The sequence below is a fragment of the Jannaschia formosa genome (assembly GCF_003340555.1).
GTDB classification, from domain to species: domain Bacteria; phylum Pseudomonadota; class Alphaproteobacteria; order Rhodobacterales; family Rhodobacteraceae; genus Jannaschia; species Jannaschia formosa.
This window is the reverse complement of sequence record NZ_QPLJ01000011.1, coordinates 94,816-116,656: the sequence shown is the minus strand read 5'-3', so window position 1 is coordinate 116,656 and position 21,841 is coordinate 94,816. Positions and strand designations below refer to the sequence as shown.

Here is a 21,841-nt window from a genome sequence, read left to right as displayed (position 1 = left end):
AAAGAAGTCCCGAGAAGGCCAAACCGCGGATGGTCCTTTCGGGTCGGTCGGATCGTCCGACGCCACGCGGCGCCGGAGCGTATCCGGAGCTTGATGCGCGCGATGTCCGTCCGCCGCTCCAAATGCAGAACGGCGCGCCCCGTGGAGGCGCGCCGTCCATTCCATGCCTGTTGCTTGGAGTCAGGTCCCGAAGGACCACCAACCGCGGCGCTTCGGCTTGCTCTCGGCCTGCGTCTCGGCGGCCGGCTCGGCCGGAGCCTCGGGCGCGGAGGCTATCTCGGCCTCAGGCTCAGGCTCGGCTTCCTGCGTCTCGGCCATCGCGGCATCGGCGGCATGGGCCACCTCGACCACCGGTTCGGAGGGCGCGGGCGCCTTGGCGCGGGCGCGGGTTCGCTTCGACTTGGCCTCGGGCTCGGGCTCGGGCTCGGGCTCAGACGTCGCTCCCGTCGCAGGCTCGGGCATCGCCTCCGTCGCGAACTCGGGCGCGGCGTCGGCGGACGGTTCCGGCTGCGGGTCGGCCGGGATAGCCTCCGCCTCCTGCTCCGGCGCGTCGGACGGCTTCGCACGGCTGCGCGAGCGGCTGCGGCGCTTGGGCTTCGCCTCCTCCTCGGCCGGAGCCGTCTCGGCTGGCTCGGACGCGTCCTCGGCCACCTCCCCGACGGTCCCGGCCTCGGGCGTCGGGTCGGCCTTCTTGCGGCGCGACCGGGTACGCGAGCGGCTGCGCGGCGCCTCCTCGGCGGCCTGCTCGGCCTTCGCCTCGGCAGGCTCCGCCGCATCCTCGGAGGGTTCGGCCCTCGCCTCGCCGGTCTCGGACGTCGCCGCACCGTCCTCGGACGAAGCATCGGAGCCGGACTCCCGGCCCCCGTCCCCGTTGGACTTGCGGCGGCGCGACCGGCGGCGGCGCTTCTTCTTAGGTTGCTCCTCCTGGGCCTCGGCTTTCTCGGGCTTGGCCGTCTGCTCCTCGGCGGCGGCCTCCTCCTCTTCCGGCTCGTCCTCCTCCTCGATCTCGTCCTCTTCGTCCTCCTTGGAGGTCCAGGAGGTATCAAGCCCCACGACCTGCGAGGGCTTGGGGACCTGCCGCGTCGGGGTCTTGGACCGGTCGAGCGGCGGGATGACGTCGCCGATCAGCGAGGCGTCGACCTCGATGCGCACGGCCATGCCGTAGGTCTGCTCGATGGCGGCGAGATGCTCGCGCTTCTCGTTCATCAGGTAGTTCGCCACCTTCACCGGCAGGCGGGCCGTCACCTCGCGGGCGCGCTTGCGCGTGCCCTCCTCCTCCAGCAGCCGCAGGACCTGCAGCGCGACCGAGTCGTCGGAACGGATGAGCCCGGTGCCGTGGCAATGCGGGCAGGCCTGCGTCGTCGCCTCCAGCATGCCGGGGCGCAGGCGCTGGCGCGACATCTCGAGCAGGCCGAAGCCCGAGATCCGGCCGACCTGGATGCGCGCGCGGTCGTTCTTGAGCGCATCCTTCAGGCGCTTCTCGACGGCGGCGTTGTTCCTGCGCTCGTCCATGTCGATGAAGTCGATCACGATCAGGCCCGCGAGGTCACGCAGCTTGGCCTGGCGCGCCACCTCGTCGGCGGCCTCAAGGTTGGTCTTGAGCGCCGTCTCCTCGATGGAGCCTTCCTTGGTCGACTTGCCCGAGTTCACGTCGATCGCGACCAGCGCCTCGGTGATGCCGATGACGATGTAGCCGCCGGACTTGAGCTGCACGGTCGGGTTGAACATCGACGCCAGATAGCTTTCGACCCCGTACTTGGCGAAGAGCGGCTGGCCGCCGCTCGGGTGCAGCTTCACGTTCTTCGCGTGGGACGGCATGATCAGCTTCATGTAGTCCTTGGCGTGGCGGTAGCCGGCCTCGCCCTCGACGATCACCTCGTCGATGTCGCGGCTGTAGAGGTCGCGGATCGTGCGGTGGATGAGGTTGCCTTCCTCGTAGATCGGCGCGGGGGCGATGGACTTCAGCGTCAGTTCACGCACCTGTTCCCACTGGCGCTGCAGGTACTCGTAGTCGCGCTTGATCTCGGTCTTGGTGCGCTTGGCGCCCGCCGTCCGCACGATCAGCCCCGCGCCCTGCGGCACGTCGATCTCGGCGGCGATCTCCTTCAGCTTCTTGCGGTCGGCCGCGTTGGTGATCTTGCGCGAGATGCCGCCGCCCCGGGCGGTGTTCGGCATCAGCACGCAGTAGCGCCCGGCCAGCGACAGGTAGGTGGTCAGCGCGGCGCCCTTGTTGCCCCGCTCCTCCTTGACGACCTGCACCAGCATGATCTGGCGGACCTTCACGACCTCCTGGATCTTGTACTTGCGCGGGCGCGGCTTGCGTGCGGGGCGGACGTCCTCGATGGTCTCGTCGTCGGCGACGGTCTCGACGTCATCGCGGGCGGCTTCCGCCTGCTCCGGCCTGGCGGACGGCTTGCGGCGGCTGCGGGAGCGGGACTTCCGGGGCTCCGGCTCCTCGACCAGCGTGTCGTCGTCCGAATCGTCCTCGGACAGGTCGACGGTCTCCATCCCCATCGGCTCGGGCGTCTCGGAGGCGGCGGTCTCCGCCTCGGTGGAGATGGTCTCGTCCTCGAGGCCCGACCCTTCGGCGATGCTCGTCACCGTGTCGCCCTCGGACTTGTCGTCGGTTTCGGGCTCTTCTTCGTCGGCCTTGTCGGCGGCCTCGGATAGGTCGGCCGCGCTTCCGCTGACGACCTGCTCGGTCGCCTCACCGCCCTCGGCGATGATCTCGGCGGCGGGGGCCCGTTCCTCGCCGGGAGTGTCGGCCTCGTCCGGCTCGTCACCCGCGGCAGGAGCCTCATCCTCTGCCTTGTCGTCGGACTTCTTGCGACCGCGGCTCCGCGAGCGGGAGCGCGTCTTGGCCTTCTTCGGCTTTTCGGCCTTCCCCTCGTCGACTTCGTCGGCATCGTCGGACGCATCGACATCGGCCTCCGCCTCGTCGTCGTCGGAGGCTTCGTCCGCCGCCGCCTGCGCCTCGGCATAGGCCCGCTCTTCGGCGAGCAGCGCGTCGCGATCCGCCTTGGGGATCTGGTAATAGTCGGGATGGATCTCCGAGAAGGCGAGGAAACCGTGCCGGTTCCCGCCATAATCGACGAAGGCGGCCTGGAGCGACGGCTCCACCCGCGTGACCTTCGCCAGATATATGTTGCCTGCAAGCTGACGCTTGTTCAGGCTCTCGAAGTCAAACTCCTCGACTTTGTTCCCGTCTGCCACCACGACCCGGGTCTCTTCCGGGTGGGTGGCATCTATCAGCATTTTCTTCGCCATAGTGCCTTTCGCGAATCATGCGGGCCGCTGCCCCGGGCGGGGCCGGGCGGCGCGTGATCCGGCTTGATTGAGCGCGCGCAGCGGACGCGGCAACAGGGCGGCCTGGCCGCATCCCGTCCGTCGCTGTCCCGTCCTGCGTCATCGCGCGTTCCGATCTCGGCCCGGCAGCCTTGTGCGGCAGCGGGGCCTTCCAAACGGCCCGATCCGATGGATCCGGGCCCCGATATTGGGAGCGCCGCTGGGACGGCTCCACGTACACCCCCCGTGCGGCGCGAGCCCGATCAGGCCTGGTCTGCACAGGGAAGAATCCGATACCGATCCCAACGCCCGAGCGTCCGGGGGCAGGACCGTGACTTCTATCTGTTACATTCCGGCCCGGATTACAATAATCAACTACGCCCTGCCGCGACTCTCAGCCGTCCATGCACACGTCGAGGATCAGCGGGCGGTGGTCCGACAGCACCGGATCCGCCGGCACGTCGAAGCCCTGCACGGCCACGGCCTCGTTGACCAGCATGTAGCTCGCGTGACGCTCCGGCTTGCCGTAGAGTTCGGTCCGCGTGTCCTCGATGCCATGGGCGGTGACCAAGTCGCGCAGCCCCGCCTCGGCGAAGATCGTGAAGGTCTCGGCGCCGGGCAGGACGTTCATGTCGCCGGCGAGCACCACGCCCTCCCCCTGCCCCGCCAGCCCCTCGATCAGGGCGCGGGCGCGCACGGCCTGGCGCTGGCGGGCGGGACTGTCGCCCTTGCCCGCCGGGTCGCGCAGCCCGTGGAAATGGCCGATGATCACGCTCGCGCCGGTCGTCGGATCCTCGATCCGCATCGCCTGCATGGTCCGCGGCACCGGCTCCTCCCCCCAGCCGTCGCGGCGAAAGCGGCCGTGGACGAAGCCCTGGATACGCTCGGTCACGGCGAGATGCGGGGCGACCCAGCAGGCGATGCCGTGCTCGGACTGCCATTCGCGCTCGTTGCTGTCGGTCAGCGGCCCGCGCGTGGCGGCGGCGAACCAGGGCTGATGCGCTGGCAGCGCCCTGGAGACGTCGGCGAAGAGGTCCGAGCGCTGGTCGAGCTCCCTGCAGGCGTCGCGATACTTGAGCCAGGGCGGCGCGCGCAGCGGCGCGCGCGTGACCTCCTGCATGCAGAGCACGTCGGGCCGCTCGACCGGCAGCCATCGGTCGAGCGCGGGCCAACAGCGCCCACCCCAGGCATTCAGGCTGACGATCCTCATGACGCTGACGTTAGGCGGATTCGCGGGAAGGGGGAAGCGAGGGAACATCGTCCCTGGGGCCGGGCCCCAAGGCGATGCGATCGAGCCTCAGAGGTAGTTCGACCGGCTCAGCCCGTACTTGGCCATCTTCTCGTTCAGCGTCCGCCGCGGAAGGCTGAGTTCTTCCATGACACTGGCGATCGACCCCCGGTGCCGCCGCATCGTGTTGTCGATCAGCATCCGCTCGAACGCCTCGACATACTCCTTGAGCGGCTTGCCTTCGGTCGTCACCTGCACGGTCTCGCCCTGCTCCTGCGTGTCGGACATGAGCAGGCTGGAGATCGAGCCGGTCCCCCGCCGCTGCTGCAGCACCGCCCGTTCGGCCAGGTTGATGAGCTGGCGCACGTTGCCGGGCCAGGGCGCCTGAAGAAGCTGCGCGGCCTCCTGCGCGGACAGTTGCGGCGGGCTTGCGCCGTATTCCTCGCCGAAGGACTCGGCGAAATGGGTGAACAGCGTCAGCACGTCCTCGCCGCGGTTGCGCAGCGGCGGCAGCACCAGCTTCATCGCGGCGAGGCGGAAGAACAGGTCGGGCCGGAGCGCCGCCTCAAGGCTGCGGTCGGGGTCGGAGCCGTTGTGGATCGCGACGATGCGCGTCTCGGCGGGCGTCCCCTGGTCGTTGATGAAGGTCGTCAGCCGGGCCTGGAGCGAAAGCGGCAGCGCCTCGATATCCTCGAGCACGAGCGTGCCGCCCCGCGCCTCCTCGACCAGCGGCAGGCCGCCCTCGGTCACGGGGCCGAAGAGCTTGGCGCCCAGCTCCTCCTCGCCGAGCGCCGCGCAGGAGGTCAGCGCGAAGGTCTTCCCCGCGCGCGGACCCACGGCGTGCAGCGCATGCGCGACCAGCGTCTTGCCGGTGCCGGTCTCGCCGTCGATCAGCACATGGGTGTCGGCCTGGCCCAGGTCGAGGATGTCCTCGCGCAGCCGCTCCATCGAAGGGGACGTGCCGATCAGCTTCCGCATCAGGACCGTGCCGTCCGACAGCTCCCGCCGCAGCGCGCGGTTGTCGAGCGTCAGCTTGCGCGCCTGCGCCGCGCGGCGGGCGAGGTCGGTCAGGCGGTCGGGGTTGAACGGCTTCTCCATGAAGTCGTAGGCGCCGAGCTGCATCGCCTCGACCGCCATCGGCACGTCGCCATGGCCGGTGATCATGATGACCGGAAGCGAGCTGTCGGCGCTCATCAGCCGCTTCAGGAAGGTCATCCCGTCCATGCCCGGCATCCGGATGTCCGAGATCACGACACCGGGGAAGTCCGCCGTCACCTTCTTGAGCGCGTCCTCGGCGGAGCCGTAGGTCTCGGTCGCGAAGCCCGACAGCGCCAGCCATTGGGAAATGGACTGGCGCATGTCCTGCTCGTCGTCGACGATGGCGATCCTCGTCTGCTCGGCCATGTGTCGACTTCCCCCTCTATTCGGCTGCGTCGAGCCGTGTTTCCAATGCCGGCAGGCGGACTTCAAACACCGCGCCGCCGGTCTCGCCGTTGCGGGCGGTCAACCGCCCACCCAGATCGGCCACGATGCCGGACGAGATGGCGAGACCCAGCCCGACGCCCTCTCCAGGCTTCTTTGTCGTATAGAAAGGCTCGAACAGCTTCTCGGGTTCCTGAATGCCGGGCCCGGTGTCGCGGACGGCGATCACGACCTCCTCCCCCATCGTGATCAGAAGGTCGAGTTCGGGGTCGTTTCCCCCGCGCATCGCGTCGAGCGCGTTGCGCACGAGGTTGATGATGACCTGCTCCAGCCGCAAGCGGTCGGCCATGACCTCGACCGGCTGCTCGGGCACGGCCTGGGTCAGGCGGACGCGCTGCTGGCGCAGCTGCGGCTCCATCAGGGCAAGGGCCGCGGCGAGCGCGTGGCGCACGTCGACCCGCTCGAAGGCGTCCTCGCCCTTGCGGGCATAGGACTTGAGCTGCCGGGTGATCGCCCCCATCCGGTCGATCAGGTCGTCGATGCGCTGGAAGGAGGACAGTGCCTCCTCGGGCCGGCGGCGCTGCAGCAGCAGCCGCGCGCCGGCGAGATAGGTCTTCATAGCGGCCAGCGGCTGGTTCAGCTCGTGGCTGACGGCGGCCGACATCTCGCCCAGCGCGGCCAGCTTCGAGGATTGCGCGAGCGACTGCTCCGTCTCCTTCAGTTCCGCCTGGACGCGCTTGCGCTCGGCAATCTCGCGCGAGAGCCGGTCGTTGAGGCGGCGCAGCGCGACCGACTCCCGCTGGAACAGGAGGGAGCGCAGGGTCGAGCGGCGATTGAGCAGGTAGAAGCCCAGCGCCAGCAGCAGCGCGAAGCCCATGATGATGAGCGCGAGCACCCCGTTCACCCGCTCACGCACGCTTTCGTAGCTGGTGAAGCTGACCAGCCGCCAGCCGCGGAACGGCACCCGCGCCTCCATCTGCATGAAGGCCGCCGACGAGAACCAGCCATCCTCGATCCCGGGCCCGAAGGCGCCGGTCGAGGCCAGCGCCCGTTCCAGCGCGGAGGGCACCGGCATCTGGTCCAGCGCGTCCTCCAGCTTCTTGCCACGCCATCGCGGCTCGGTCGACAGGATCACGGTCCCGGCCGCGTCGGTCACGGCGACGGCGGCGGTGGTGCCGCGCCACCGGCTTTCGAATTGGGCAAGATCGACCTGCACCTGCAGCACGCCCAGCGGCTCGGTCCCCGACCGCACGAGGCGGCTGAAATTGGCCTCGTAGGCGCCGGTCTCGTTCGGGGCCAGGGTGAAGACGGTGTCGGTGGTGTCGATGGCTTCGGTGAAGAAGGGCTTCTCGCGATGCATCGCGCCCAGCTGGGTCCGGTCGGTCGCGGCGACGGTGCGGCCCTCCATGTCCAGAAGCCGGATCGAGGCGGCGCCGATCTCGCCGACATAGGAGATCAGGCGCTGCGACGAGGCCGAGAAATCGCGCGCCGTCAGCGCCGAGATCAGCGTCTGGTCCCGGGACAGCAGCAGCGGCACGACCGAGTTGCGCTGCAGCTCCGAAAGGATCGCTCCGGCATAGAGCGATTGCCGCAGCTCGGCCCGGATGCGCGTAGTCTCGACGAAACGGTCGGTCAGATAGGTATTCGCCACGAAGACCACGGCCACCGCGACGGCGGTCGCCACGGCGATGATGATCCGCGCCGCCATCGGCAGGCGGGGCGGTCCCGGAGGGCCCGACGGGCCTTCGGCAGGGTCGGAACGGCGCCAGAACATGCGCCAGACTAGCCCGGCCGCCCCGCCGCCTCAAGCGGCCGGCGCGGTTACGCCGCGACCAGCGCCCGGGCGATCCCGGCGAAGAGCGCGGCGCCGTCGGTATTGCCGTGAGCGGGCTCGGAGGCGCGCTCGGGATGAGGCATCATGCCGAGGACGCGCTTGTTGGCGCTGAGGATGCCCGCGATGTCGTCCGCCGCGCCGTTCGGGGTATCGACATAGCGGAACGCGACCCGGCCCTCGCCGTTCAGCCGCGCGAGCGTCTCGGGGTCGGCCTGGTAGTTGCCCTCGTGGTGGGCGATGGGGATCTCGATCACCGCGCCGGGCGCGTAGCCCGAGGTGAAGACGCTCTCGTGTTCATCCACCCGCAGGGCGACGGTGCGGCAGATGTATTTCAGCCCGGCATTGCGCAGCAGCGCGCCGGGCAGCATCCCGGCCTCGGTCAGGATCTGGAAGCCGTTGCAGGGCGCGAAAACATAGCCACCCCGTTCCGCATGCGCCTTCAGCGCCGCGGCGACCGGCGAGCGCGCCGCGATCGCCCCGCAGCGCAGGTAGTCACCGTAGGAAAACCCGCCCGGCACGCCGACGAGGTCGGTGCCCGCGGGCAACGCGGTCTCCTTGTGCCAGACCATCTCGGTCTCGAACCCCGCGGCGCGGAAGGCCATGGCGAGGTCGCGGTCGCAATTGGACCCGGGGAAGACGAGGATCGCGGCTTTCATCTGGGGGACCTCCGGCTGGCGCGCCACCCGTTACCGCCAAACGGCCGACGCCGCCAGAGCCTCTGCCCTCGCTCCGGGTCGGCCCGGGCGAGGATCACCGCGCCCCCTCCCCCCGCGGGAGGGATGCTCTGAGTCATGCCCCGGTCAGCGGATCGCGATCCCGTCCGCCCCGAAAGCGCGAAGATCGCCCCGGTCGAAGGACAGCGAGACCGGCGTGCCCGGCGCCACGTCCACGTCGCCCGCGACCCGCGCGGTGATCCGCCCTGCCTTGCCGCCATCGACGATGACGAAGGTATCGGCGCCGAGATATTCCAGCACGTCGACCGTCCCCGCGATAGGCCCCTGTCCTTCCGTCTCGATCCGAAGGTGCTCGGGCCGAAGCCCGATCTTCTCGGTGCCACCGGGCACCGCAATCGCGGGCACGGCGGCGGCGTCGAAGACGTTCATCTTCGGGCTCCCGATGAACTGCGCGACAAACAGGTTCGCCGGCGCGGTATAGAGCTCCCTCGGCGTGCCGACCTGCGCGATCCGGCCGAATTCCAAGACCACGATCCGGTCGGCCAGCGTCATCGCCTCGATCTGGTCATGGGTGACGTAGATCATCGCCGTGCCGAGCTGCTGGTGCAGCTTGGCGATCTCGTAGCGCATCTCGACGCGCAGCGCGGCATCGAGGTTCGACAGCGGCTCGTCGAACAGGAAGGCCGTCGGCTTGCGCACGATGGAGCGGCCGATGGCCACCCGCTGCCGCTGCCCGCCCGACAGGTCCTTCGGCTTGCGGTCGAGATACTCGTCGAGCCGCAGCGCCCGCGCCGCCTCGTCGACGCGCGCCGCGATCTCCTCCTTCGGCAGGCCGGCCGCCTTCAGCGGAAAGCCCACGTTCTCGCGCACGGTCAGATGCGGGTAGAGCGCGTAGGACTGGAACACCATCGCCAGCCCCCGTTTCGACGGCGGCTCGGCCGTCGCGTCCCGCCCCTCGACCAGGATCTGCCCGCGCGAGGTCTCCTCCAGCCCGGCGATCATCCGCAGCAGAGTGGACTTGCCGCAGCCAGAGGGGCCGACGAAGACCACGAACTCGCCGGGCTGCACAGCCAGGTCGACGCCCTTGATGACCTGCGCCTCGCCGAACCACTTCTCGACGCCTCTCAGCTCCACCTGCGCGGTCATGCGCCCCTCCCGGCCCAGGTCAGCCAGATCGCCGCCGTCCAGGTGAAGTCCTTGCCGCCGCAAGGGGTGCCGTCGGTCGGGTCGAAATATTCGTAGAACCCGCCGCCCCGGATCAGGGCCTCGGTGTCGGCGCGCAACCGCTCGGCCTCGGCGCCAAGCCCGGCGTCGCGCAGCCCGAGCGCGGCCAGGGCGTTGTAGAACGGCCAGGCCGGCCCGCGCCAATAGCGGCGCGCCTCGAACGTCGGCAGGGTCGGGTCCACCGTCGGCAGGGCGTAGCGCACGTTGTCCATGGCCCGCGCCAGATGCGAAGCCATCTCGGGCCGCCCCGCACCCGCCAGCCAGCAGAGCCACGCCCCGGCCGAGAGGATGCCGCTGAAAGCCCCCGTGCGCAGGTCGCGGGCATCCCAGAACCCGGCCTCGGCGTTCCAGATCCCGCCGAGCCCCGCGCGCAGCTCGTGCGCCATGTCGCCCGCGCCCTCGTCCGACACGCCCGCCGCCGCGGCCAGCGCGGCCAGGTCGTCGCAGGCCCGGATCAGGATGAAGCAGGTTCCCGGATCGGCGACCAGCAGCGGCCCCTCGTCGGCCATCCGCACCTGATCCCAACCATGCGCCCGCCCCCATTGCACGAGCGCGAGATAGCGGTCGTACTCCGCCTTCGTGGGCCGCATCGAGGCGTCGACATGGCCGGTGTCCCGGCGCTGATAGGTCCCGACCTCCGAGCCATCGACATTGGCCATGCCCCCGTCCCAGTCGAAGGCGTTGTCGCGCCCCGATTCCCAGGGATGGACGACGCAGGCCACCCCCTCACGCACCCGCGCCCGCATCCACCAGCGGTGCCAGGCGGCCAGCTTCGGCACCAGCGCCGCGGCGCGCCCGGCCTGCCCCGGATCGGCGGCGAGGATCATCCGCGCCATCGTCGCCGCGACCGGCGGCTGCGTGATCCCCGATGTCGGCACCGGCCGCCCTGTGTCCCAGACGTCCGGGCCTGGGAAATAGCCCCTGTCGTCGCGGTGGAAGACGATGTGCGGCACCATCCCGTCCGGCCATTGATGGGCCAGCAGCGTCTCGAGTTCGGTCCAGGCGCGATCCGGGTCGAAGGTCGAGAAGCCCCAGGCCGCGAAGGCCGAGTCCCAGTTCCACTGGAACGGGTAGAGCCCCGCCGTCGGCACCGTATAGCCGCCCCGGTCGTTGCCCGTCAGGATGGCGCGGGCGCGGGCGTCGAGATCGGTCACCATTGCAGTTTTCCCCGGCGCTCCGCCCCTTCGGGCCTCGAAAGCTCCGCCGGAGCGGTCGGCCGCTTCGCCGACCCGGCGCTCATCCCTTGACCGACCCGGCCGCGAGACCTTTCGTCATGAACTTCTCCAATCCGAGGAACAGCGCCATGATCGGCACCGTGGCGATGACCGAGCCCGCCATCAGGTGCTGGCGCGGGATCTCGGACGAGTTGAGCGAGGCGATCCCCCGCGTCAGCGTGAACTTCGACGGGTCGTCGAGCAGCATGAAGGCCAGCAGGAACTCGTTCCAGGCGATCATGAAGACATAGAGGCTGACCGAAGCCAGCGCCGGCAGCGACAGCGGCAGGGTGATCTTCCAGATCACCTGCAGCCGGTTCAGCCCGTCCATCAGCCCCGCCTCCTCGACCTCGGCGGGCAGGCCGCGGAAGTAGCCCTGCAGCATGTAGAGCGCGACGGGGATCGTCGTGACCGGATAGATCAGCAGGATGCCGATCATCGAGTTGCGCAGGCCGGTGACCGAGAAGGCGATGTAGATCGGCAGCGCCAGCACGATCATCGGGACCATGTAGATCAGCAGGATCGAGCGCGAGAACGCCGCCCGCCCCGCAAAGCGCAGGCGGGCGACGGCATAGGCGCCGGGGATGGCGAAGGCCAGCGTGACGAGGACCGTCACGACCGAGATGAAGGCGGAGTTCAGGAGATAGGTGCCGAAGTTGAAGTCGGCGAAAAGCTCCACATAGGAGCGGAAGAGCCCGGTCCCCTTCGACAGGTCGATGGACAGGTCGAGCGGGTTCGTCACCAGCTCCGCCCGGTTCTTCGTCGAGGTCACCAGCATCACCCAGAACGGGATCGCGACGATAGCGGTGAAGAAGATGTAGCCGAAGCCAGTCAGGAACCGGATGACGGCCGCCTCGAAGGCATGACGGTCGTTCTCGCCCGGCACGAGCCCTGCGAGGGTGGGCCGCAACGCCAGAACGAAGGCCGCAGCCAGGATCGCGACGCCCGTCAGTGCCGCCGGCCAGCCGACCTCCGGCCCCGCCTGCATCGGCCCGAGCGGCATCAGGCAGACCGCGAGGATCGCGACGCCCGCCGCGACCGGCGCCCCCCGCCCGGGACGCACCACCAGCCCCGCCCCCGCCGCCGCGCCCCAGAGCGCCGACAACAGGACCGACGGCCGGAACGCTCCTCCGGTCGCGAAGGACAGGACCACGGCGACGGTGACCGACAGGGTGACCAGCCAGGCGGCCCCGAGCAGCGCGCCGGTCACGATGCCCGATCGCACCGTCATGCCCGGTCCTCCTTCCTGTGGCCGGAAATACTCCGGGGGGGCGCGGGGGGGCGGAGCCCCCCCGCCGGGTCGGCGCCGAAGGCGGCGAAACCGCTCACAGCCCCTCCTCCCGCGAGATGAACCGGAAGAAGAACGCCGAGAAGAGCAGCAGGCAGGCGAAGATCACGACGGCCACGGCCGCCCCCGCCCCGATATTCGAGACGGCGAAGGCCTGTTCGTAGACATTGACGGTAAGGGTACGGGTGCCGGCATTGCCCCCCGTCAGCAGGAAGATGTCGTCGAACTTGTTGAACGTCCAGATGAAGCGCAGCAGGAAAAGCACCGACAGGATGCCCAGAAGCTGCGGCAGCGACAGCCAGGCAAATTGCTGGAACGGCGAGGCGCCGTCCATGTCGGCGGCCTCGTACATGTCGGCGTCGATGCTCTGCATCCGCGCCAGGATGAACAGGAAGGACAGCGGGAAATAGCGCCAGATCTCGAAGACCGTGACCATGATCAGCGCCAGCGGCCGCGCGCCGAAGAAGTTTATCGCCTCGGAGGTCACGCCCATCTGCACCAGCAGCGCGTTGGCCGAGCCCGAGAACGGGTCGAACAGGATGATCCAGGCGAAGGCGACCGCGATGACCGGCGCCACGTAGGGAAAGAGGTAGAGGCCGCGCAGCAGGCCCTGCCCCTTGAACGACCTGTCGAGCAGCAAGGCCGCGAAGAGACCCATCACGATCGCGCCGACCGTGCCGAAGACGGTGTAGAAGACCGTGGCCCAGAGGACCGAGAGGAACTCCTCCCCGTCGAGGATGCGGGCGAAGTTCTCCAGCGTGAAGGTCGTGTCGGTCAGGACCGACGTAGCCTGCGCCTCCGTCACGGCGGGGGTTTCGTCCGGGTCCCGCGCCGGGTCGAAGGCGTCGGTCGCCGTCGCGGGGATCTCCAGCGTCTCGCGCCAGCCGCCGGGAACCTCGCCGAAGCGGCAGGTCAGGGTCCCGCCATTTACGGCGCAGGGCGCAGGCAGCGGGCCAAGCGTCAGGCCCGGCGGCACCACGTCCGAGAAGGACACGTCGCGCAGCGCCCGGTCCGGAGAGGAGTTGCGCAGCCGGAAGCGCCAGGCCCCCTCGTCCCCGGGCGCCTCTATCCGGCGCAGGTCCTCGCGCAGGACGAATTCGGGCGGGCGCAGGTCCGACAGCTGCACCGGCTTGACGCTGATCCAGAAGATCGCGAGCAGCGGCAGGATCACCACCGCCGAGACGATGGCGAGCGTCGGCGCCAGCAGCCCCCAGGCCAGCCGCGCCTCGCCCCGCGCCAGCGCGCCCCGGCCCGTGGGAGGGACGGCCACGGGCGCGTCGGCAGGCGTGCCCGAGATCGGCATCGGATCCGGTCCGGGGGCCGCGGATGGGAGGCGCTCGCTCATCTTGCCTGCTCCGAAGGGTCGCGGGCGTCCTCCCCGGGCCCGGCCCGGGGAGGACGTTTCGCGGCCGGCGTCACTCGACCCCGGCGATCGCCTCGTTCAGCGCGGCGACGGCGGCCGGGCCCTCGATCTCGCCGTCGATATACTGGCGGACGATGCGGTTGATCACGCCGCTGTTGATGACCTTCGACGCGGTGGCGAGCTGGCCTTCCTCGACGCCCCAGCGCTGGGCCACGTCGAGTCCGCCGACGATCTCCTCGATCATCGACGCCTCGTAGAGATCGCCCAGCGGCGCCTTGCGGTCGACGCCGACCGGCAGCGTCGCCCAGAGATCGGTGAACTCGGTCGGGTTCTCGGCGGTGCCGCGGCGCACGGGGAACTTGCCCTCGGGCGCGATCGACAGCGTCTGGCCGTAGCCCTCGCCCATCGAGTAGGTCACGAACTCCATCGCCGCGTCGGTGGCAGCATCGGTGGTGATGCCGAAATAGCGGATGTCGCCCCAGGCCGCGCCGTCCGGGTTCGAGGGCCCGGCGAAGTTGGTCACGATCCCGGTACGCGAGGCGAGCTCGGGCGAGGTCGGGTCGTCGGTGATCGTGGGCGGCGCCGAGTCGCGCAGGCCCGCCAGCTCGTCCAGGATGAAGGGCGACCAGATGATCATCGCCGCGTTGCCCGAGAAGTAGAGCGTGCGCGACTGGTCCCAGTAGAGCTCTCCGGGGGGCGAGGCCTCGGCAAGGGCCTTGTAGAAGTCGAGCACCTCCAGCGTCGGCCCCTCCTCCAGCTCGGCCACGCCGTCCTCGTCGACGATGGAGACCCCGTTGGCGAGGAAGACATGCTCCAGCACCTGGGACATGAAGTTGTCATCGATCTTGGTCGCGGCGACGAAGCCGTACATCTCGGGCGGGTTGTGCAATGCCTCGATGGCGGCCAGCACGTTGGCGTAAGAGGTCGGCGGCTCCAGACCCGCCTCCTCGAACAGGTCCTTGCGGTAGAGGATCATCTGCGTCCAGCCGTCGACGGGAACCGAGGCATAGCCGCCGTCGACCGAGGCCAGCGACAGCGCGCCCGAGGCGAAGGTGCCCTCGCCCAGCTCCTCGATCACGTCGGTCGCGGCATCCGTGTCCAGGATGCCGGCCTCGGCCCAGGGCAGCGCGTATTGCAGCGTGTGATAGATCACGTCCGGCAGGTCGCCCGCCGCGAAGGCGGCGGTGGCGCGGGTGCCCAGATCGCTTTCCGTCACCGGGATCACCTCGACGCTGTGGCCCGTGGCCTCGGCGAAGGCGGCGGCCATCTCCTCCTGCTTGGCCAGGCGCTCCGGCTGCTCCTCGGTGGTCCAGAAGCGCAGCTCCTCGGCCGCGGCGAGGCCGGCGGTCAGCGCCAGCGCGGTCCCGGCCAGCAATGTGGTCCTGAGTTTCATGTCTCTCCTCCCGTTGGATCGGCGTCTGCTCGCCCCGCGCCGCCCGACGGCCCGCCGATGGCCGTGCAGGCGGCCGAGCCGCGGTCGAGATAGCGGGCCGGCGCCAGTTCGCGGAGACCTTCGGGGGCCTCGCCGCGCACGCGCCGGATCAGAAGCTCCGCCAGGCGCAGCCCGGCGGCATGGGTGTCGACCTTCCAGGTCGCAAGCGGCGGCTCGGCATGCGCACCCTCGGGCGTGCCGTCATAGCCGATCACGGCCAGGTCGCGCCCGACGACGAGGCCCCGCGCCCGCGCCGCCCGCCACAGGCCCAGCGCCGCGGCGTCGAGCGCGTAGACGAAGGCGGTCGGCGGGTCGGCGGCGTCGAGCAGGACGGCGGCGGCCCGCGCCCCGCCACCGCGATCGACGGCGCCCGGGCCGATCAGGTCGGCAGAGAGCCCTTCCGCGGCCATCCCGGCGCGGAACCCCTCTTCGCGCAGGGCGGCATAGGTATGGCCGGGGCTGCCGCCGACATAGGCGATCCGCCGGTGCCCCGCGCGGGCCAGACGCGCGACGGAGCCGCGCATCGCGGCGCCCATGTCGATGTCGAACCAGGCGCAGCCCACGGGGTCGCCGTGGCGCCCGAACAGCACGAAGGGCACGTCGGCCGTGCGCAGCATCTCGACCCGCGGATCGCGCAGCCGCGTGCGCGGCAGCACGAAACCATCGGCCTTCCGGTCGTCGATCAGCCGGCGGTAGGTCGCCAGCGTGTCGCCCTCGGGCGCGGTGGCGACGGTCAGGGTCCAGCCCTCTCGCGCCGCGCCGTCCGAGAGACCGGCGAGGAACGCGGCCAGGAAGGGACGGTGGGCGTCGTGCTCTCCGGTCTCGATCACGAGGCCCAGGGCGCGGCAACGCCCGGTGCGGATCGCCTGCGCCGAGCCGAGCGGCCGGTAGCCCAGCCGCGCCGCTGTCCGGACGGCGCGCAGCCGCGTCGAGTCCGCGATGTCGGGATGCCCGTTCAGCGCCCGGCTGACCGTGCCCTTCGAGACGCCCATGTCCCGCGCGACGTCCGAAATCGTCGCGCGACGACCCAGCGTCGGCGGTGTGTCGATCTCCTCCATGACACGGAGGCTGAGTTCCGAAACCGGTTTCGGCAACAGGTATTTTGGCTGCCCGTCGCTCCCGCGCCCGGGCAACCCGCAAACCTGTCAGAGCGCTGAGGTTCCGCCCGCTTCGATGCTCCTCAAATATGCCGGGGTCCGGGGCAGAGCCCCGGCCCGCCCCTCAGCCACGCGCCGCGGTCAGCGAGAGAAATCGGTCACGATGGCCACGCCCGGCGGGGTCGGGCCGTCGAAGGCCGCGAGTTCTGCCGACACGTCGGACAGGCCGACCTCGCGGGCGATCATCGGCGCCATGTCGACCTTGCCGCTGGTGATCAGCGACAGGAGCGACGGATAGCGCCAGGCCGGCATTCCGCGCGTGCCGAACATCGCGAGGTTGCCCTGGTAGACGGCGGACATGTCGACCTCCATCCGCGCCGTGTGGCCTGTCGGCAGGCCGACCTGCACGTGCCGGCCCAGCGGGCGCAGGCATTGCAGCGAGGCATTGACCGTGGCCGGAATGCCCAGCGCCTCGACCGAGACATGGGCGCCGCCGCCGGTGATCTCCTTGATGCGGGCGCCGGTGTCCTCGTCGGCCAGCACGGCGGCGTCGATGCCGAGCGAGAGCGCGTGGTCGAGCTTTTCCTGCACCACGTCCACGACGACGACATGCGCGCCCATCGCCCGGCCAAGGATCGCCGCCGACAGCCCGATGCCGCCGGTGCCGTGCACGGCAAGCCACTCCCCGGCCTTCAGCGCCGCCCGGTCCGTCAGCGCATGCCAGGAGGTCGTCACCCGGCAGCCCAGCCCGGCCGCCACGGTCGGCGACAGCCCCTCGGGAAGCCGCGCAAGGTTGTGGTCGCGGGGGACGGCGACATATTCGGCGAAGGCGCCCGGTTCGACGAAGCCCGGCAGGCGCTGATCGAGGCAGGTGTTGGACGCGCCGGAGCGGCATTGTGGGCAGGTCCCGCAACTCAGGATGAAGGGCGCGACGAGCTTGTCGCCCCGCTTGTAGAGCGCGTCCGGTCCTGCCGCGATCACCTCGCCGCAATATTCGTGGCCGCCGATCTGGCCCGGCTTGACGCGCGGATGCTCCCCCACCCAGCCGTGCCAGTCGGAGCGGCAGACGCCGCAGGCGATGACCTTCAGGACGACGCCGTCGCGCGGCACCTCCGGGTCGGGCACCTCCTCGATGGCGAGCGGTTTTCGGTATTCCTTCAGAACGGCGGCACGCATGGTCTTTCCTCCCTTTGCGCGGGATGTGGCCCGCGCTAGCTGCCGAAGGCAAGCCGAGACGGAGGACGCCATGCAAAGCCGAGACACGAACCGCGCCTGGGTGCTGGCCCAGCGCCCCGTGGGCGAGCCCGACGACGACACCCTGCGGCTGGAAACGGGTCTTGTCCCCCAGGCCGGGCCGGGCGAGATGCTGCTGCGCACCGAGTGGCTGTCGATCGATCCCTACATGCGGGGCCGGATGAACGACGCGAAATCCTATGCCACGCCGGTGCCGATCGGCGGGGTGATGACGGGACAGGTCGTGGCCGAGGTCGTGACCTCCGATGTCGCGGGCTTCGCGCCCGGCGACCGCGTGCTCGCAATGAGCGGTTGGCAGGACTGGACTGTCTCGGAGGGGAGCGGCGTGACGGCGCTGCCCGAGGGGATGGCGCACCCCTCCTGGGCGCTGGGCATCCTCGGCATGCCGGGGCTGACGGCCCATGCCGGGCTCGCCTATATCGGCGAACCGAAGCCGGGCGAGACCCTCGTCGTCAGCGCCGCCACCGGGCCCGTCGGCGCCACGGTGGGCCAGATCGCGAAGCTGCGGGGCTGCCGCGCGGTCGGCGTCGCCGGCGGACCGGAGAAGTGCCGCCATGCGGTCGAGGAGCTGGGTTTCGACGCCTGCATCGATCACCGCACCGAGGACTTCGAGGCGCAGCTGAAGGCCGCCTGTCCCGATGGGGTCGACATCTACTGGGACAATGTCGGAGGCCGCGTCCTCTACGGCGTGCTGCCGTTGCTCAACCCCTTCGCCCGGGTGCCGGTCTGCGGCGTCGCGGCCTGGTACAACCTGTCGGGCCTGCCCGAGGGGCCGGATCGCGGCCCGCAGATCATGTCGACGCTGCTGCGGATGAAGGTGAAGATGCAGGGCTTCATCGTCTACGACAGCTTCCCGCCCTCGGCCTACGACGCCTTCGTCGCGGAGATGACCGGCTGGCTGGCCGACGGCAAGATCCGCTATACCGAGCAGACGGTCGAGGGGCTCGAGGCCGCGCCGCGCGCCCTGCGGGACGTGCTGGCAGGACGCAACTTCGGCAAGGTGGCGGTGCGGGTCGGATGACCCGGCGGGATCACATCTCGATCCGGTAGCTTTCGATCACGGTGTTGGCGAGCAGCCTGTCGCACATGGCGCGCACCTCCTGCTCGGTGGTGCCCTGGGCCAGGTCGAGCTCGATCAGCTTGCCCTGGCGGACGCCGTTCACCCCGTCGAAGCCCAGCGCGCCGAGCGCGTGGCGCACCGCCTCGCCCTGGGGGTCGAGGACGCCGTCCTTGAGCATGACCGTCACGCGCGCCTTCATAGGAAACCCTCCTGTGCCTGCGCCGGGCCTAGCCTGCTGCGGGGCGGAGTTCAATCCGGAGGGGGGCGCAGACGCCCGCCCGGCCGGGCGCCCGCCGGGACAGGCCGGGATGACGGGCGGGATCGCCCGGTTCCGGCCTGCGCCTCCGGCGGGCATATTTGGGGAGCATCGAAGCGGGATGCTCCCGCCCTTCAGTTGATCAGCGTCGGCCGGGTGACGGGCGCGGAGTTGGTCGGCAGCACGCCGAGACGGCGGGCGACCTCCGTGTAGGCGTCGGCGAGGTTCCCGAGGTCCTGCCGGAACACGTCCTTGTCCAGCTTCTTGCCGGTCTCGACGTCCCACAGGCGGCAGCTGTCGGGGCTGATCTCGTCGGCGAGGATCAGCCGGGGGAAGTCGTTCTCCCAGATGCGGCCGACCTCGATCTTGAAGTCGACGAGCTTGATCCCGACCGCCAGCATGCAGCCGGACATGAAGTCGTTGACCCGGAGCGCCAGCGCGACGATGTCGTCGAGGTCCTGCTGGCTGGCCCAGCCGAAGGCGATGATGTGCTCCTCGGCGACGAGCGGGTCGCCCAGCTTGTCGTCCTTGTAGCAGAACTCGATGATCGGGCGCGGCAGCGGCGTGCCCTCCTCGATGCCGAGGCGCTTCGACAGGCTGCCGGCGGCGATGTTGCGGACGATGACCTCGAGCGGGATGATCTCGACCGAGCGGATCAGCTGCTCGCGCATGTTGAGGCGGCGGATGAAATGCGTCGGCACCCCGACCTGGGCGAGGCCGGTCATGAAGAACTCCGACAGGCGGTTGTTCAGCACGCCCTTTCCGTCGATCACCGCCTTCTTTTCGGCGTTGAACGCGGTCGCGTCATCCTTGAAGTACTGCACCAGGGTGCCGGGTTCCGGGCCCTCGTAGAGGATCTTGGCCTTGCCTTCGTAGACCTTCTTGCGCCTGGCCATGTTGTCTCCGGGGGAATCTGCGGGGTAGACGCCGACATAGGGCTTAAGCCCGCGCGCCGCAAGCGCGCGGGCCCTGCACGGCCTTGTCTGCGCGAGGACGCTGGCCCATATCGGGCGGGCAGTCACCGGGAGAGGGGCCATGTCCGACAACTTCAACGATCGCAAGAAGAGCTTCGAGAACAAGTTCGCGCATGACGCGGAGCTTCAGTTCAAGGTCGAGGCGCGGCGCAACCGCCTGCTGGGCGAATGGGCGGGCGGCAAGCTGGGCAAGTCCGGCGACGCGCTGAAGGCCTATGCGACCGAGGTCGTGAAGTCCGACTTCCAGGAAGCCGGGGACGAGGACGTGTACCGCAAGGTCTCGGGTGATCTTGAGGGCAAGGCGGGCGAGGCCGAGATTCGTGCCAAGATGGCGGAGCTGATGGAGACGGCGAAGCAGCAGGTGATGACCGAGCTGAGCTAGAGGCGTCCGGTCGCGGCCCGGCCGCCGTCCCGGGGAGCGTTCTGGACGGCGGGGCCTCAGATGCCTCGCCAATCTCCGGGGCCAGCTTTTAGCTCGCGCCCTGTCGGGGCGGCCAAGGCCACCTTGGTCGATCCAGGGCCTTCGCTCGCGGTGCGGCGATACGTCCGACTCTAAACGCCGCGTGATCCCAAGGCTCGCCCCGACGACCTCGCGGGCCGGGATCGTCGGGGTTGGCTCGAAGAAGGCGACGGCCCCGCCCCGTTCGGGCGAACTCGGACCCGGCGCGCGGCCCCGCGCGTGTCACACCCCCCGCGGGGCGCCGCGGCGTTGCGGATGCGCGGGCGGTCGGCTTGCGAACAGGTCCATCGCCCGCGCGAGCAGGCCCTTCGGCGCCGCCTGCGACAGCGTGGGACCCAGCAGCTCCTGGTCGTGGAAGGCGCTGTCGGGATGGACGAGGCACCAGCGATCCGTGTCGTTGCCGAGCAGCCCCTCGGGCAGAAGCCGCGTGCGATGCGCCTCGGCGCCGAAAGGCGCGATCTCGCCGCCGTCGCGCAGGGCGATCCCCTCGGTCACGAGCTGCTGCGCGACGTCCATGATGGCCGCAATGACGAGGCCCGCCGGCTCGGGGCTCTGGCGCAGCTCCAGCTCGTAACCCAGCAGCGCGGAGAGGCCGACGGTCGTCCCGCTGGACAGCTCGGCCTCCTCGTCGGTGGCGTCGTGGTAGAACAGGAGCGGCAGCGTCCAGTCGAGCAGCGGCACCTCTCCGGCGGCGGCGGAGGCGGCGAGGTCTATGGTCTGCTGCGGCGAAAGCACCCGGTCGGACCAGAGCTGCACCGCGCCGGCGGCGATGGGCAGGTCGGCGAAGACCGCGGCGATGGCGGTGGCGCGGCGCGCGGCCTCCAGCCGGTCGGGAAGCGCCGGGCCGCGGCTGGTTACGGCAATCTCCAGATGGGTGCCCGCCGCGGCGAGCCGCCGGGCCAGCCGGTCGACGGGGGTCAGGCGGTTGCGCGGCAGAAGCGCCGACCAGGCGATGTCGGCGCGGCGATGGGCGGTGATCTGCGCCGGCAGCGCGGCGCGCCCGCAGCTGACGACGCCGACCGGCGCGTCATGGGTGTCGAAGGGCAGGTCCGGCACGGCGGGATCGTCCGGCCAGTCGATCTGCGGGAAATCCTCGCGCAGGGCGTCGCGCAGCTCGTGCAGGCGCAGGTTCAGCCGGTCCTCCAGCATGACGAGGATGCGGAAGGGCGCGGCCAGGCGCCGCGCGCCTTCGCCGCGCGGACGATGGGCGGTCCAGGGGCGCGGCGCGGTCACGGCCGTCCCCCGGCCCGCGCCTCGCGCCGGGCGGCCAGGACGCGGATCGCCTCCAGCCGCGACGGCCCGATCCCGAGGCGCCGCGCCATCGGGCGCAGCACCGCGTCGCCATCGGCGCTGATCCCGCCGTCGATCAGCGCCACGCGGCAGGCCAGCAGGATCGCGGCGTTCGCGGTGCGCGCGTCGAGCCGCTCCGCCGCGTCGGAGAACACCGCCTCCACCCCCCTGCGGGCGAGGCCTTCACTGGCCTGCAGGCCGGCCTTGCGGATGGCGGCGCGGTCCAGCCCTTCGAGTCCGGGCAGCGCGTGCACCGTGTCGATCACCCGCTCGGCCCCGTCAGCGCCGCTGCGGCCATCGGCATCGGCGACGATCATCGCGACCGACAGGACGTCCCGCGCCACGAGGAAGCCCGCGCCATGCCGGCTTACGGCCCTGAGATCGCTGAACTGTGACATCGCCGCCTCCGGTTGAAATGACTGCCCCCGGGGTGGCGGTCGCGATGGGCCTGAAGATGGCACAAACCGGCGCGAAAGCGGAGAGGAT

Annotated in this window: 18 protein-coding genes; 2 read left to right on the top strand and 16 right to left on the bottom strand. The window is 70.4% G+C overall.

Annotated features, from left to right (window positions below):
* Positions 1-180 precede the first annotated feature (180 nt).
* From DR046_RS13105 to DR046_RS13050, 12 genes are all read right to left on the bottom strand, one after another.
* A complete protein-coding gene (locus tag DR046_RS13105; protein ID WP_115382839.1) occupies positions 181-3,267 on the bottom strand; it encodes an Rne/Rng family ribonuclease in 3,087 nt (1,028 codons plus the stop codon).
* 412 nt (positions 3,268-3,679) lie between these two features.
* A complete protein-coding gene (locus tag DR046_RS13100; protein WP_167767101.1) occupies positions 3,680-4,495 on the bottom strand; it encodes an endonuclease/exonuclease/phosphatase family protein in 816 nt (271 codons plus the stop codon).
* A gap of 87 nt (positions 4,496-4,582) precedes the next feature.
* Positions 4,583-5,917 (bottom strand): sigma-54-dependent transcriptional regulator, encoded by a 1,335-nt coding sequence (locus tag DR046_RS13095; protein ID WP_115382837.1) that lies wholly within the window; start codon positions 5,915-5,917, stop codon positions 4,583-4,585.
* Between the two features lie 16 nt (positions 5,918-5,933).
* Positions 5,934-7,709, bottom strand: a complete 1,776-nt coding sequence (locus DR046_RS13090) for a sensor histidine kinase (RefSeq protein ID WP_115382836.1) — start codon at positions 7,707-7,709, stop codon at positions 5,934-5,936.
* A gap of 47 nt (positions 7,710-7,756) precedes the next feature.
* The gene (gene purQ / locus DR046_RS13085; protein ID WP_115382835.1) at positions 7,757-8,425 is read right to left on the bottom strand and encodes a phosphoribosylformylglycinamidine synthase subunit PurQ; all 669 of its coding nucleotides are present in this window, start codon (positions 8,423-8,425) and stop codon (positions 7,757-7,759) included.
* 144 nt (positions 8,426-8,569) lie between these two features.
* Positions 8,570-9,589: an ABC transporter ATP-binding protein gene (locus tag DR046_RS13080; RefSeq protein WP_115382834.1), complete on the bottom strand. Its 1,020-nt coding sequence runs from the start codon at positions 9,587-9,589 to the stop codon at positions 8,570-8,572.
* Positions 9,586-10,824 (bottom strand): MGH1-like glycoside hydrolase domain-containing protein, encoded by a 1,239-nt coding sequence (locus tag DR046_RS13075; protein ID WP_115382833.1) that lies wholly within the window; start codon positions 10,822-10,824, stop codon positions 9,586-9,588. The genes DR046_RS13080 and DR046_RS13075 overlap by 4 nt, the downstream gene beginning before the upstream one ends.
* Before the next feature lie 79 nt (positions 10,825-10,903).
* Entirely contained in the window at positions 10,904-12,112 is a 1,209-nt protein-coding gene (locus DR046_RS13070; protein ID WP_115382832.1) for a carbohydrate ABC transporter permease, read from the bottom strand.
* 94 nt (positions 12,113-12,206) lie between these two features.
* Positions 12,207-13,472: a carbohydrate ABC transporter permease gene (locus tag DR046_RS13065; RefSeq protein ID WP_115382831.1), complete on the bottom strand. Its 1,266-nt coding sequence runs from the start codon at positions 13,470-13,472 to the stop codon at positions 12,207-12,209.
* A 112-nt stretch (positions 13,473-13,584) separates the two neighbouring features.
* The gene (locus DR046_RS13060; protein ID WP_115382830.1) at positions 13,585-14,925 is read right to left on the bottom strand and encodes an ABC transporter substrate-binding protein; all 1,341 of its coding nucleotides are present in this window, start codon (positions 14,923-14,925) and stop codon (positions 13,585-13,587) included.
* A complete protein-coding gene (locus tag DR046_RS13055; RefSeq protein WP_115382829.1) occupies positions 14,922-16,022 on the bottom strand; it encodes a LacI family DNA-binding transcriptional regulator in 1,101 nt (366 codons plus the stop codon). The genes DR046_RS13060 and DR046_RS13055 overlap by 4 nt, the downstream gene beginning before the upstream one ends.
* 180 nt (positions 16,023-16,202) lie before the next feature.
* Entirely contained in the window at positions 16,203-17,237 is a 1,035-nt protein-coding gene (locus DR046_RS13050) for a zinc-binding dehydrogenase (protein ID WP_115382828.1), read from the bottom strand.
* Between the two features lie 70 nt (positions 17,238-17,307).
* Between DR046_RS13050 and curA the strand changes: the two genes are divergently transcribed.
* Positions 17,308-18,336 (top strand): NADPH-dependent curcumin/dihydrocurcumin reductase, encoded by a 1,029-nt coding sequence (gene curA / locus DR046_RS13045; protein WP_115382827.1) that lies wholly within the window; start codon positions 17,308-17,310, stop codon positions 18,334-18,336.
* A 10-nt stretch (positions 18,337-18,346) separates the two neighbouring features.
* On the opposite strand, the gene purS is transcribed toward curA, so the two are convergent.
* Entirely contained in the window at positions 18,347-18,574 is a 228-nt protein-coding gene (purS, locus tag DR046_RS13040; RefSeq protein ID WP_115382826.1) for a phosphoribosylformylglycinamidine synthase subunit PurS, read from the bottom strand.
* Positions 18,575-18,765: 191 nt separating this feature from the next.
* Positions 18,766-19,527, bottom strand: a complete 762-nt coding sequence (gene purC / locus DR046_RS13035) for a phosphoribosylaminoimidazolesuccinocarboxamide synthase (protein ID WP_115382825.1) — start codon at positions 19,525-19,527, stop codon at positions 18,766-18,768.
* A 139-nt stretch (positions 19,528-19,666) separates the two neighbouring features.
* Between purC and DR046_RS13030 the strand changes: the two genes are divergently transcribed.
* Entirely contained in the window at positions 19,667-19,987 is a 321-nt protein-coding gene (locus DR046_RS13030; RefSeq protein WP_115382824.1) for a DUF1476 domain-containing protein, read from the top strand.
* Between the two features lie 300 nt (positions 19,988-20,287).
* On the opposite strand, the gene DR046_RS13025 is transcribed toward DR046_RS13030, so the two are convergent.
* Together DR046_RS13025 and DR046_RS13020 are read right to left on the bottom strand one after the other, a co-directional pair.
* On the bottom strand, positions 20,288-21,298 hold the full coding sequence (locus DR046_RS13025; protein WP_115382823.1) for a hypothetical protein: 1,011 nt from the start codon (positions 21,296-21,298) through the stop codon (positions 20,288-20,290).
* On the bottom strand, positions 21,295-21,753 hold the full coding sequence (locus DR046_RS13020) for a TerB family tellurite resistance protein (RefSeq protein ID WP_115382822.1): 459 nt from the start codon (positions 21,751-21,753) through the stop codon (positions 21,295-21,297). The genes DR046_RS13025 and DR046_RS13020 overlap by 4 nt, the downstream gene beginning before the upstream one ends.
* Positions 21,754-21,841 lie beyond the last annotated feature (88 nt).